General features: G+C 73.0%; 14 protein-coding genes. 6 read left to right on the forward strand and 8 right to left on the reverse strand.

All coding sequences use genetic code 11. The features are described from left to right. Positions 1-9 precede the first annotated feature (9 nt). Both AB0J02_RS14855 and AB0J02_RS14860 read right to left on the reverse strand, forming a co-directional pair. Entirely contained in the window at positions 10-414 is a 405-nt protein-coding gene (locus AB0J02_RS14855) for a (2Fe-2S) ferredoxin domain-containing protein (protein WP_363194038.1), read from the reverse strand. Positions 415-432: 18 nt separating this feature from the next. Continuing rightward, entirely contained in the window at positions 433-1,101 is a 669-nt protein-coding gene (locus tag AB0J02_RS14860; RefSeq protein ID WP_363194039.1) for a GntR family transcriptional regulator, read from the reverse strand. 108 nt (positions 1,102-1,209) lie between these two features. On the opposite strand from AB0J02_RS14860, the gene AB0J02_RS14865 reads away from it, so the two are divergent. Next, complete coding sequence (locus AB0J02_RS14865; RefSeq protein WP_363194040.1) at positions 1,210-2,004, forward strand: nucleotidyltransferase domain-containing protein; 795 nt, start codon at positions 1,210-1,212, stop codon at positions 2,002-2,004. Here AB0J02_RS14865 and AB0J02_RS14870 read toward each other — a convergent pair. Further along, a complete protein-coding gene (locus tag AB0J02_RS14870; RefSeq protein ID WP_363194041.1) occupies positions 1,980-2,507 on the reverse strand; it encodes a 2'-5' RNA ligase family protein in 528 nt (175 codons plus the stop codon). The genes AB0J02_RS14865 and AB0J02_RS14870 overlap by 25 nt on opposite strands. Positions 2,508-2,708: 201 nt before the next feature. Here AB0J02_RS14870 and AB0J02_RS14875 point away from each other — a divergent pair, with 201 nt between their 5' ends. After that, positions 2,709-4,472: an FUSC family protein gene (locus AB0J02_RS14875; protein WP_363194252.1), complete on the forward strand. Its 1,764-nt coding sequence runs from the start codon at positions 2,709-2,711 to the stop codon at positions 4,470-4,472. A gap of 45 nt (positions 4,473-4,517) precedes the next feature. On the opposite strand, the gene AB0J02_RS14880 is transcribed toward AB0J02_RS14875, so the two are convergent. Both AB0J02_RS14880 and AB0J02_RS14885 read right to left on the reverse strand, forming a co-directional pair. Further along, the gene (locus AB0J02_RS14880; protein WP_363194042.1) at positions 4,518-5,360 is read right to left on the reverse strand and encodes a serine protease; all 843 of its coding nucleotides are present in this window, start codon (positions 5,358-5,360) and stop codon (positions 4,518-4,520) included. 124 nt (positions 5,361-5,484) lie between these two features. Continuing rightward, positions 5,485-6,447: an endonuclease/exonuclease/phosphatase family protein gene (locus AB0J02_RS14885; RefSeq protein ID WP_363194043.1), complete on the reverse strand. Its 963-nt coding sequence runs from the start codon at positions 6,445-6,447 to the stop codon at positions 5,485-5,487. Between the two features lie 176 nt (positions 6,448-6,623). On the opposite strand from AB0J02_RS14885, the gene AB0J02_RS14890 reads away from it, so the two are divergent. Then, positions 6,624-7,313 carry a DUF899 domain-containing protein gene (locus AB0J02_RS14890; protein ID WP_363194044.1) on the forward strand — a complete coding sequence of 230 codons (690 nt, stop codon included), beginning with the start codon at positions 6,624-6,626 and terminating at the stop codon, positions 7,311-7,313. A 164-nt stretch (positions 7,314-7,477) separates the two neighbouring features. Next, positions 7,478-7,660, forward strand: coding sequence for a hypothetical protein (locus AB0J02_RS14895; protein ID WP_363194045.1), 183 nt, complete (start codon positions 7,478-7,480; stop codon positions 7,658-7,660). On the opposite strand, the gene AB0J02_RS14900 is transcribed toward AB0J02_RS14895, so the two are convergent. The 3 genes from AB0J02_RS14900 to AB0J02_RS14910 form a co-directional block, all read right to left on the reverse strand. Further along, the gene (locus tag AB0J02_RS14900) at positions 7,593-9,584 is read right to left on the reverse strand and encodes an ABC transporter ATP-binding protein (RefSeq protein WP_363194046.1); all 1,992 of its coding nucleotides are present in this window, start codon (positions 9,582-9,584) and stop codon (positions 7,593-7,595) included. The two genes, AB0J02_RS14895 and AB0J02_RS14900, sit on opposite strands and share 68 nt — an antisense overlap. A gap of 99 nt (positions 9,585-9,683) precedes the next feature. Continuing rightward, positions 9,684-10,124, reverse strand: a complete 441-nt coding sequence (locus AB0J02_RS14905; protein ID WP_363194047.1) for a hypothetical protein — start codon at positions 10,122-10,124, stop codon at positions 9,684-9,686. Between the two features lie 60 nt (positions 10,125-10,184). Beyond that, a complete protein-coding gene (locus tag AB0J02_RS14910; RefSeq protein WP_363194253.1) occupies positions 10,185-10,658 on the reverse strand; it encodes an ATP-binding protein in 474 nt (157 codons plus the stop codon). 300 nt (positions 10,659-10,958) lie between these two features. Between AB0J02_RS14910 and AB0J02_RS14915 the strand changes: the two genes are divergently transcribed. Together AB0J02_RS14915 and AB0J02_RS14920 are read left to right on the forward strand one after the other, a co-directional pair. Then, positions 10,959-11,828 (forward strand): helix-turn-helix transcriptional regulator, encoded by an 870-nt coding sequence (locus AB0J02_RS14915; RefSeq protein WP_363194048.1) that lies wholly within the window; start codon positions 10,959-10,961, stop codon positions 11,826-11,828. Continuing rightward, a complete protein-coding gene (locus AB0J02_RS14920) occupies positions 11,829-12,101 on the forward strand; it encodes a DUF397 domain-containing protein (protein ID WP_363194049.1) in 273 nt (90 codons plus the stop codon). Positions 12,102-12,131: the final 30 nt, after the last annotated feature.

The raw sequence follows: 12,131 nt of genomic DNA on the forward strand, positions 1-12,131 counted from the left end.
CCGGCCGGTTCAGCGCCCCCGGCGCCGCACGCGCTCGCCCTGCGCCTCGATGAACTGCAGTTCCAGGGAGACCGGGGCGGGCGCCAGCCCCGGGCCGCCCGCCCGCGCCCACGCCAGGATCTCGTCGGTCGCGTCGTCGCCCATCGACCAGCCGATCCAGGCCGCACGGCCGCCCCGGGCCCGCCCCGGCCCCGACGGCTGCACCACGACCACGTTCGCCTGGTCGCAGGGGCCGAGACAGTCGCTGACCCGCACCGCGAACCGGCCGCCGGACGCGGCCGCCGCGGAACGCAGCCGCTCCAGCTGCCAGTCGTGGTCGTATCCGGGGTACTTGCGGGCGTCACCGCAGCAGCAGCCCCGGCACACGACGAGCGTGCAGGGGCGGGTGCGGGCGGCGCCTATCAGGGTGGGCACGGTGCTCCTGGGTCTTTCCTACGTGGACGAGTGCTCGGTGTCGTCGTCGCCGAAGAGGTGACGCACGGTGGAACGGTAGTTGGTGCGTACGTGCCCCAGCGCCACGGCCCGCGCCCGCTCCGGATCGCCGGCGGCCACGGCGTCGTACAACCGCCGGTGCTCGTCGAGCTGTTGGGACCACGCCTCGTTGCGCCGGGTCAGCCAGCGGAGGCGGCCGTCGACCGGCTGCATCACGCCGATCAGCAGCCCGTTGCCCGCCATGGCCAGGAGCCGGTCGTGGAAGCGGCTGTTGATGTCGGCGATCGTCTCGTCGTCGCCCTCACCGGTGGCCAGCGCGGCGCGGTCGAGCAGCTCCGCCAGCTCCGCCAGGCCGCCCGGTTCCGCGCGCTCGGCGGCGAGGCCGGCCGCGTAGACCTCCAACGCCTCGCGCAGTTCGTAGAGTTCGGTGACATCGGTACGGGTGAGGGTGCGCACCACGGCCCGGCGCGGGGTCTCGAACGTCACGAAACCCTCGGAGAGCAGCGCCCGGATCGCCTCGCGCACCGGAACCCGAGAGACCCCGAAGCGCTCGGCGAGCTCCCGCTCGACCAGGCGGTCGCCCGGGCGCAGGCGACCGCCGATGATCTCCTGCCGCAGCGTGGCGAGCACACGTTCGCGCACCGCGCCCAGGGGTTCCACCGTCGTCATGTGCCCATCTTCGCCGATGTGGGAGGCCGCCACGGGCCTGGGTCCCGCACCGGACCGCTGCCGGGAAAACGAGGAGAACGCCGGGCGGCGTGTCGGTAGCGTGGCGGGATGCCCGAGTTCACGGACGACGCCTTCCTCGACCATCTCGCCGACCGTCTCGCCGAACTGCCCGGCGCCCGTGCCGTCACCCTCGGCGGCTCGCGGGCTCAGGGGACGCACACCGAGGCGAGCGACTGGGACACCGCCGTCTATTACCGGGGGAGTGAGGGTGTCTTCGCGCCTCGGCAGCTGCGCGCCGTCGGGTGGGAGGGCGAGGTCTCCGAGATCGGGGGGTGGGGCGGCGGCGTTTTCAACGGCGGGGCCTGGCTGAGCGTCGACGGGCGGCGGGTCGACGTGCACTACCGGGATCTCGACGTCGTGGAGCACGAGGTGGCGGAGGCCGGGGCCGGCCGGTTCCGGTGGGAACCCCTGATGTTCCATCTCGCCGGGATTCCGTCGTACCTCGTCGTCGCCGAGCTCGCCGTCAATCGCGTGCTGCGTGGAAAGACCCCGCAGGTGGACGCGTATCCCGCCGCCCTGCGCGAGGCCGCGCCGCAGGCGTGGTGGGGGCGCGCCGACCTCGCCCTGCACTACGCCCGCGCGGGGAACGTGCCGCTCGGCGGGCGTACCGAGGTCGTGGGCGCCGTGGCCGTCGCCGCGATGCAGACGGGGCACGCCGTGCTCGCCGCCCGCGGGGAGTGGGTGACCAACGAGAAGAGGCTGCTGGCTCGGGCCGGGTTGCGGGCGGTCGACGAGCTGCTCGCCGACCCGTCGCTCGGGCTCGGTGAACTCGTCGACAGGGCGCGGGAGTTGATGGAGCGGGCCGTGCGAGCCGCCCGTCAGGAGGGTCCCAGCAGCGGGTAGTCCGCGGCGTCGCGCCAGCCGGTGCCGGGGCCGTCCGTGACGATCAGGCGGACCGAGCGGATCTCCGAACGGAGCGGGAGGCGGCGTTCGAACGCGCTCGACGGGAGGTCGTCCGTGCCGGCACCGCTCGCCAGCGTCAGGTGCGGGTCCAGGCCCTCGTCACCGAAGATGCCCCGGTACGGGACCGCCTCCGGCCAGCGTTCCCGCAGCGCCTTCGTCAGGGCGCGGAACGGGTCCGCCGGCGACGGACGCAGGTAGAGGACCCCCGGCCAGCGGCGGAGCTCGGAGAAGACGCAGGTGAAGGGCGGCGTCGCCGAGAAGAGCGCCCGCAGGTCCGCCTCCGTCGCCGGGTCCACGCGGGACAGCGGCAGGAAGGGATAGACCACCGTGACGTGGGCACGCGAACCGGTGCGGACCCATGCGTCCGCCTCAGGAACGTGGATCGTCAGGGCAGTGTCGCCCGGCACGTCCGGCCAACCGTCCGTCGTCTCTTCGGCAGGCATCGCAGGCGTTGCAGGCGTCGTAGTGGCCGTAGGAGTCGCAGGCGGCGCAGGCGTCTTGTGCACGGCCAAGTGTCACATCGCGGAAACGCGCCCGTTCTCTCCCCTCCAGAAACCTCCCTTACGCTGGAGGCACCAGTCACCAGCTGGCCGATGTCGTCCGGCGCCACCGCGTCCTCGTACGACAGGAGCCTGCGCATCCTCATGATCCGCCCGCACTCCCTTCCGCCCTGGCTCGCCCACGCCCTGCGCGCCCAGCGCGCCCCCGTGCCGTGGCCGGCCGTCGTGCGCGGGGCGCTCGCCGGCGGGCCGCTGCTCCTGCTCGCCGTCCTCGCCGGGCGGCCGTCCAGCGGAGTGCTGCTCGCCCTCGGCGCCATGCTCGCCGGGGTCAACGACCGGCCCGGCACTCGGCGGGCCGCCGTGACCCGGCTCGGCGGGCCCGCTCTCGCGGGGGCCCTCGGAATGTTCCTCGGCAGCGCGCTCGCCGGGACCGGGTACGTGATCGTCGGGGCCTTCGCCGCCCTCGGGCTGATGGGCGGCGCGCTGAGCGCCGTCGGGCCCGTCGCGTCCGCCGCCGGAACCCAGCTGCTCGTGACGGTCGCCGTGGGAGCCGGCATGCCGTTGCCAGAGGGCGGGGGAGCGCGGGCCCTGCTGTTCGCCGCAGGGGCCGTGTGGCTGATCGTGCTGCGCGTCGCCCTGCCCTCACCGGGGCTCGGCTATCTCTACGACGGGGAGCGCGCTGCCGTCGCCGGGGTGTACGACGCGGTCGCCGCGCTGCTCGACGCCGTCGGCGGACCCGACGCCCGGGCGCGCCGCGTCACCCTCACCGCCGCTCTCGACCACGCGCAGGACGCTCTGCGCGGCCGTCCGTCGGGCATGCGGCGGCTGCGGGCGCAGTACGGTGCCGCGCTGCCGCTCGCCGAGGCCGCCACCGCGCTGGCCTGGGCCGGGGAGCCCGTGCCGGGACGGGCCGCCGAGGGGCCGCTGCGGCTCGCCGCCGCCGTGCGGTCCGGGGCACCGGTCGGGGTGCTGCCCGCGCCGGCCCGTTCCGACGCGGGGCTGCGGGCGCTGGACGAGGCGCTGCTGCGGGCCGCCGAGGTGTTCGACCGGGGGAGCGGAGGGGCCGGGGCGGCCCGTCGCCGCGGCTCCCCGTCCGCCGTCGTACGCGCCGTCGTACGCAGGATGGCCGGGCCCGCGGGGCGTGAGTACGGGGTCCGGGTCGGCCTCTCCTTCGGGGCCGGCGCCGCCGTCGCCCAGGCACTGCAGCCCGTGCACTGGTACTGGCTGCCCGCCACCGCCGTCTTCCTCGTCAAGCCCGATCTCGGACCGCTGGCCTCGCGCGTGCTGTGCCGTGCCGCCGGGACGGTCGCCGGGGCGCTGCTGTTCGCCGGGCTCGCCGCCGCCCTGCCGCGCCCCCTCGGGCTGATCGCCCTGGTGGCCGTGTGCGGGGCGCTGATACCCGTCGCCACGCGCCACTTCGCCGCGCAGACCGCCGTCATCACCGTGCTCGTACTGTCCCTGGTCATGGTCGGCGGGGAACCGGGCGCCTCCTTGAGCCGGATCACCGAGACACTGCTCGCCTGCGCCATCGTGCTCATCGCCGGGCATCTGCCGTGGCCCGGCGCGCACCGGGGGAGCGGGGTGCGGGTGCGGCTCACCGTCGCGCGCGAGGCCGCCCACCTGTACGTACGGCATGTGCTGAGCGAGGACACGGACCGGGCCGGCCGGTGGGCGCTGCGGCGGGAGGCGTACCGGACGCTGGCGGAGGCGCGGGCCGCCGTGGAGCTCGCCGCCGCCGAACTGCCCGTCCTGGCACGCCATTCGGACGGCTCGCGGCAGGTCACGGTCGTCCTGGAGAGCCTGGTCGACGCGACCACCGCGTGCGCGGTGCAGGTCGACGACACCGGGCGGGTGCCCGCGCGGCATGCCGAGCGGATCGAAGTGCTGCTCGCGGAACTCGCGGCGTGACACCCCTGGCGGGGCGCAGGTCACCCTGCGCCCCGCCAGGGACGGCTACGGCTTGGGCAGGGTGCAGCCCGCGGCCGACAGGTCGATCTTGTTGCCGGTCCCGACGCACGGCACGATCCCGTACGTCTCCTGCGCGTAGTTGATGCCCTTGCGCACCGTCACCGTGCCGTTCTCGTCCACCTCGCACGGATTGTTGTCCGTGCACCGGGCCCCGTCCTCGTTACCGGTGTTGTTGACCGCGACGACCTTGCCGGTCGCCCGGTCGAGCACCGGGGAGCCCGAGGTGCCGCCGATGGTCTGGCAGGCGGAGGTGTAGCGGACCGAGTCCTTCCAGGTCCACTCGCCCTCCTTCAGGCGGTACGCGAATCCGTCGACCGCGCAGGTGTAGGTCCTCTTCCAGTAGCCGGAGACCACGCTGATCGCCGTGCCCTTGACCGGGTGGGCCGCCGACAGTTCCAGGGCCTTGATGCCGTACGAGCTCTCGATCTTCTGGTAGGTGCTGGTGAGTTCGTAGAGGGAGACGTCCGTGTCGGTCATCGTTCCGTACGCGATCTTGCTCGCGCGCAGTGTCGCGACCTTGGTGCCGGCGCCGTTGAGCAGGCTGAAGGTGCGGGTGGAGGGCTGGTCGACGACGACCTCGCCCGGGCCGGGGAAGCCGGACTCCAGGCAGTGGCCGTTGGACATGACCAGGGCCGGGTCGGTGGGCTGGGAGTTCGGTACGCGGACGACGGAGCCGGAACAGTTGCTGAGCGCGACCGTGCCGGCGAAGTCCACGGCCTGGGCTCTCGGCGCCGCCGTCGGCTCCGCGCCGTCGAGTGCCGCCGCGGGAACGGCTGTCGCGCCGAAGAGCAGGACGCCGAAGAGCGCGCCGACGAGAGACTTCTTCATGTGGGGGGTTCCTCTCCCGTGCTGAGAGTGGTGCACCGGGTGGGGCGTTCGCCATGTTTGGCATGAGCATTGTGATGGCGTACGGCTCAGCGGACAACAGTGCCTTCTCAGCGAACGGGCTTGTTCACCGCCCCAGTTCGATCCACATGGGCGCGTGATCGGACCCCGGCGCGTCCCGCCGCGTCCCCGGATCCTCCCCGACCGACGGCAGCGGCCGCGGCTCTGTCACCGTCTCGTGCGGTACGCCCGTGCCCGCCCGCGTGATGCGGCCGACCAGCTCGTGCGTGACGAAGACGTGGTCGATCAGCTCGCGGCGGCCCGCGTACACGCGCGAGAAGCGCTGCTCCTCGGGGATGAGCGGGGCGACGTTCCACAGGCGTTTCGCGTCGCCCCTGTCCGGGTGGCCGAAGCCCGGGGTGCCGATCTCGGAGCCGGGCGGGCCCTGCGTGATCTGGGTGGTGGCGGCGCCCGGCTCGTCGTTGAAGTCGCCCAGGACGGCGACGCGTCGACGCCGGCCGTCCTCGCCGATGAGGGTGTCGGCGAGGGCGCGTACGGTGGCGGCCTCCGCTGCCCGGCGCTGCAGCGCGTACGTCGCGCAGCGCGCCCGCTCGCCCTCGTCGCGCGGCACGAACCGGCCGCCGGGGTAGCTCAGCAGCTTCGACTTGAGGTGGCACACGGCGGCCGTCAGCCACGTCACCGGCGTCGGGAACTCCACGGCCAGCACACCCCGCCCCGCCCGGTCCGTCGTACGGCCGCTGTCGTCGACCTGCACCGGACGCAGGGCGCCGGGGAACGCGGGCGTGTCCGCGACGACGCGCACGGGGCTGTCGCTGAGGAAGCCGACCCGGATGCCCCGCTCGTCGGGAAAGTCGGACAGCGTCGCGAAGTACCGCCCGTCGAGCAGCTCCAGCAGGTCGTCGAGCGCCGCCGGATCGCCGGCCTCCTGGATGCCGAGCAGGGCCGGCCGCAGTCGGTTCACCGTGTCGGCGAGCGAAGCCAGCTTCGCTTCGTACGCGGCCATGTCGCGGGGCCCGGACGGCCCTCCGGGACGGTAGAGGTTCTCCAGGTTCCAGGTGCCGACGAGCATGACGGGCTCCGTCCTCGGGCCGGCCCGGACGGGGCCGGGGGCGCCAGAGTGCCAGCGGCTCCGCCGTGGGGACAGGGGGCCGTCCGGAAAAGCGCCGCGAAAAACTTCGCGGGAAGCGATGAGTTCCGCGGCTGCCCCCGGTCACCCCTCCGAGAGACCCGACCCGAGGAGGAACCATGGGGCTGCCGAAGGCGGTCACGCGCGCGGAGTGGCGCGCCGCCCGCGAGGAACTGCTCGCCCTGGAGAAGGAGGCGACCCGGGCGCGGGACGCGCTGAACACCCGGCGCCGCGAGCTGCCCATGGTGGAGATCGACAAGTCGTACGTCTTCGAGGGCGCCGACGGGAAGGCCGAGCTGCTCGACCTTTTCGAGGGGCGGCCCCAACTCGTCGTCTACCACTTCATGTTCGCGCCCGACTGGGACGCGGGCTGTACCAGCTGCTCCGGGTTCCTCGACCAGATCGGGCACCTGGCACACCTGCGGGCCCGGGGCACGGCGTTCGCGGCGGTCTCCCGCGCACCCTTCACCAAGATCCTGCCGTTCAAGGCCAGGATGGGATGGACGGTGCCCTGGTACTCCTCGAACCTCAGCGATTTCAACCAGGACTTCGGCGCCACCGTCGAGACCGGCGACGGCCGCCAGGAACGCCCCGCGCTCAGCTGCTTCGTACGGGAGGGGGAGCGGCTCTTCCACACGTACTCGGCGTTCGACCGCGGCCTCGACAACATCGGGTTCACCTCCAACCTCCTCGACCTCACCGCCCTCGGCCGGCAGGAGGAGTGGGAGAAGCCGGAGGGCCGCGCCTCGGCCCTCGGCGCGCCCGCGGGCAGCGCGCGGGTCCGCTACCACGACGAATACACCGACTGAGGCCGGCCGGACGCACCTCCCGCCCGCCCCGGGCCCGTCTCAACTCGGTGTCATTCTCGTCACGTTGCGAGTCCGAACGCACCCTGTCAGCGTTCTCCCTCAATAAGACGTCGGAACATACCGGCGTCAGCACACCGGCACGATCACGGGGGCAGGGACGAGAGATGGTCAACGGACGAGTGGTGCTGCAACGATTCCCCGCGGGCGGGCCCCGCGGCTCCTGGCCCGCCGAGGAGTTCGCGCGGTTGCGCCGACTGGAGGGACAGCGGGCCGAGGTGGTCATGGACCTGGCGACCGACGCGTTCCTGGTGATCGTTCGGGAGGCGGCCCCGGAGCCCGTCGCGTGAACTGGTCCGCCTGGAGCCCGTACAGCTCGGCGTAGACCCCGCCGGCGGCCAGCAGATCGTCGGGCGAGCCCGATTCGACCAGGCGGCCCTGCTCCAGGACGTGCACGAGATCGGCGTGCCGCACCGACGCGAGCCGGTGCGTGATCAGGATGACCGTCTGGCCGGTGCCCGCCAGCGCCCGGATCTTCTCGAAGACCTCCAGCTCGGCCCGCGCGTCCAGGGCCGCCGTCGGCTCGTCGACGATCAGGATGCTGCCCCTGCGGTACGCGGCCCGCGCGATGCCGAGCCGCTGCCACTGGCCGCCCGACAGTTCGTGCCCGCCGCTGAACGCGCGCGCGAGCAGCGTGTCGATGCCGCGCGGCAGGTCCCGTACGACATCACCCGCGCCCGCCTGCGACACGGCCTCGCCGATCCGCTCCTCGGTCGGGTCGAACGTGGCACGGCCGATGCCGACGTTGACGCGCGCCGTGAACGGCCAGCGCTTGAAGTCCTGCGCCACCATCGCGACCCGCTCGGCGAGTTGCGCCCGGTCGGCGCCCGCCGCGTCGACCCCGTCCCACAGGATGCGGCCGCTCTGCGGGGCGTAGAGCCCGGCGAGCAGCTTCACCAGAGTCGTCTTGCCGGAGCCGTTCTCGCCGACGAGGGCGACGATGCGGCCCATCGGCACGGAGAGCGTCACGTCGTCGAGAGCGGGGCGGGACGCGCTGCCCGGATAGGTGAAGGTGACGTTCTCGAACCTGATCTCGTCCGGCTCCCAGGGGAGTTGCGTGCCGCCCGTCGGGATCGCGCGCCGCGCCGCCTCCACGTACAGCCGCTCCAGGTCACCGACGAACAGGGCGTCCTCGTGCAGGGAGTTGACCTCCAGGACGAGGGTGTCCAGGCTCTGCGAACCCGTGCGGATCGCGATCACCGCCGTGCCCGCCACCGACAGCGCCATCGCACCGGTCAGCAGGAGCAGACCCAGCGTCGCGTACGTCGCCGTCGTCGCGAGCCCCGTCCAGGCCGCCGCGACCAGACCGGTCCGCGCCGCGAGCTTGGCGAGCCGCTCCTGTTCCGCCTCCTGCGTCTCCGCCATCGAGCGGAAGTGGCGCAGCAGGAACGGGCCCACGCCGTGCACCCGGATCTCCGGGGCCGCCGCCGCGTCGATGAACAGGCTGCTGATCAGCCGGCCCGCCCGCGCGTGCTGCACCCACACGTGGAACGAGCGGTAGCGGCGCCGCGCGATCGTCAGGGCGCTCCACGCGCTCGGCAGCGTCATCGTCACCAGGAGCGGCAGCAGTACCGGATGCAGCACCGTCAGTACGCTCGCCGCCGCGATCAGCGAGATCATCGCGTTCACCACACGGGTCGCGAGGGTGATCATCCGGCGCGCCGACTGCGCCCCGTACTGCGCGGTGTCGAGCAGCTTGTGGAACGCCTCGTCCTCGATCGCCGCCAGTTCCACGGTCGCCGCGCGCTCCAAGTACCGCTCCGTGGCGAGGCGTTCGACCTTCGGCTCCAGGCGCCCGGTCGCGTACGTCGAGGCCGCGCGCAGCAGCGCCGCCACCAGGAGCACGGTCGCCATGGCGATCAGCGCGGGCGCGGCGCCGCGCAGCCGGTCCGCCATCGAGCCGCCCGCGATGAGCCGGGCCAGCACGCTGTTGACGGCGAGCAGGCTCACCGCCTGGGCGACACCCCGGCCCGACTCGGCGGCCAGCACGATGCGGGCGGCGCGCCCGTCCGCGTCCCGCGCGAGCCGGAAACTGGACGCGAGCAGCGCGGGAAGCCGCGTCAGCATCGCCCGGAAACTCAGCTGGAGGAAGGCGTTCTCATGCGCCGACCAGCCGATGTCGTAGCGCAACGGCCCGCCGAACAGCAGGCTCTCCGACTCCGACGTCACCGGTTCGTCCGGCTCCGCCCCGGCGTCCGGCTTGTTCCTGGCCATCGGACCACCCCGTCCCCGTCGCCGCGCCGGCGACCGTCGCCGGGTGCCTGCCCGCGCGGGGCGGACTCGACGCCTGGCGTCGGAGGGGGGTGGGAGGGTTCAGGAAGCGCCGATGGACCGGGACCAGACCGGCGTCGTCCCCGTCACCCGGCACAGCGCCAGGTACAGGGGGATCGGCGGGGTGTACGGCACCGAGCTGTCGGGGCAGTGGATCAGATCGGGGGCGCGTCCGGCGTCCGGCACCAAAGCCCCCGCCGTGTAGCGCGCGGGCGCCGGCCACTCAAGGGCCACATCGGAGTCCGACGGTACGAGCCACCACCAGTGCGCCCCGTCCGCGTACACGCACCCCATCCGCGGCAGCCGCCGCGTCATCGCGCGGGCGAACGCCTCGGGGACCGCCACCGCGTCGCAGCCCAGCGGAACGGTCATGCCGTCCGGCACGCTCAGGCGCACGGGTGCGGGCGGGCGAGGCGTACGTCGTCGCCGGGCGAGCCCGACCAGCGAGTCCAGCTGCATCGTCCGCGTCGTCACCACGCCCATCCGTTCCCGCTCAGCACGCTCGTCGTCGTTCCGTGCCCGCCCGGCCGGGGCGGGCTTCGCTCACCAGGCCCAGCCGGTCCCGTGGGAGGCGTCCGGCACGGGTCCGGGGCCCGTCACCGCCTGGGCGTCCCGGGGCAGCTCCGCCCAGACGAGCAGTCCGGGACCGGTCTCCTGGGCGCCCCACGCCGTGGAGACGGCCGCCACGAGGAGGAGCCCCCTGCCGTGCTCCTCCTCGGGCGCGATCCGGCCCGCGGCCCGGGTGTCACCGGGCAGGGATCCTTCGTCGCGCACCGCTATCCGCACCCGTTCACCGGCGTCGTCGCACAGCTCGTGCAGTTCGCAGTGGATGCGTCTGCTGGCGGTGTGCACGATCGCGTTCGTGACCAGCTCGGAGACGACGAGGGCCGCCGCGTCACAGGTGTCGTCGCACGCTCCCCATCCACTGAGATGGTCGCGCGTCATGCGCCGGGCCTGTGCGGCGGAGCCCGGGTGGGGAGCCAGCTCGAAGCTGCTGCGCCGTGCCGCGGTCCCCAGTGGGGTTCCCGAACGGTCACTGAGCGTAGCTTCGCCTGCTTCTGTTCCTAAGGGCGCGGACGGAGTCACGTTTGCCACTATCTCCCCGTCGTGAACACTTGGCAAGAGCCACTCTGAAAAGTACAGAGTGCAGTGTGCCCCATGGAGCAGACGTGGCACACTGCTCGCAACAGCTCGTCGCGCGGCGCCCCTTGGGGGCTAACCGCGGGGAAATGGCCGGTGAACGACCTCGCCGGACCTTTTTCCGCGGCTGAGTTCCGAACACAGGACCACTGGATTGACTACTGGGAGGTAAGGGGCGTGAGCGAACCGCGGTCCGCGCCGACGGTCGGCCAGGTCGTGCTCGGCCGGCGTCTCCAGGACTTGCGAGAGGGCGCCGGCCTCAAGCGCGAGGACGCCGCGAAAGTACTCCGCGTAACCGCCGCGACCGTGCGCCGCATGGAGACGGCGGAGGTCTCGCTCAAGATCCCCTACCTCCAGCTCCTCCTGAAGTCCTACGGCGTCTCCGAGGAAGAGGCCGCCGCCTTCGTGCAGCTCGCGGAGGACGCGAACAAGCCGGGCTGGTGGCAGCGGTTCCACGACATCCTGCCCGGCTGGTTCTCGATGTACGTGAGCCTGGAGGGCGCCGCGGCCCTCATCCGGTCCTACGAGCCGCACTTCGTGCCGGGCCTGATGCAGACCGAGGAGTACGCGCGCGGCGTGCTCAGATCCGGCGCCATAGGGCGCGCGCTCGTCGAGGACCCCGAGGTCGTCGACCGGCACGTCGCGCTGCGCATGCAGCGCCAGGCCCTGCTCACCCGCGAGGACGCGCCCCGGCTGTGGGTCGTCATGGACGAGACCGCGCTGCGCCGTCCCGTCGGCGACGCGGGCGTGATGCGCGGCCAGGTCGACCGGCTGCTCGAAATGATGGAGCGGCCGAACGTGACGCTCCAGGTCGCGGAGTTCGCGACGGGCCCGCACCCGGGCACGTACGGACCCTTCGTCCTGTTCCGGTTTGCCATGTCAGAACTGCCGGACATGGTCTACAGCGAGTACCTGACCGGCGCCGTCTATCTGGACGCGCGACCCGAGGTGGCCACTCACCTGGAGGTCATGGACCGCATGGCGGCGCACGCCGCGACGGCACAACGCACAAAGGAGATCCTCCGGGATCTCCGCAAGGAGCTGTGAATGGACCGGATCAAGGACCGGATACGAGGAGTCGACGGGGAGCCGATCTACAACGGCATGCCCGCGCGCGACCTCGGCACCGACGGCTGGCACAAGCCATGGAGCGGCGGCAACGGGGGCAACTGCCTCGAAGCCATGAAGCTGGCCGACGGCCGGGTCGCGGTGCGCCAGTCATCCGACCCGGACGGCCCCGCCCTGATCTACACCCCGGGCGAGATCAACGCGTTCATCGAGGGAGCGAAGTCGGGGGCGGCGGACTTCCTCCTCTCATGACGCTCCTCTCGTGAGGTCCGGGGGCCGACC

The organism is Streptomyces sp. NPDC050264 (genome assembly GCF_040655895.1).
In the GTDB taxonomy this organism is placed as follows: domain Bacteria; phylum Actinomycetota; class Actinomycetes; order Streptomycetales; family Streptomycetaceae; genus Streptomyces.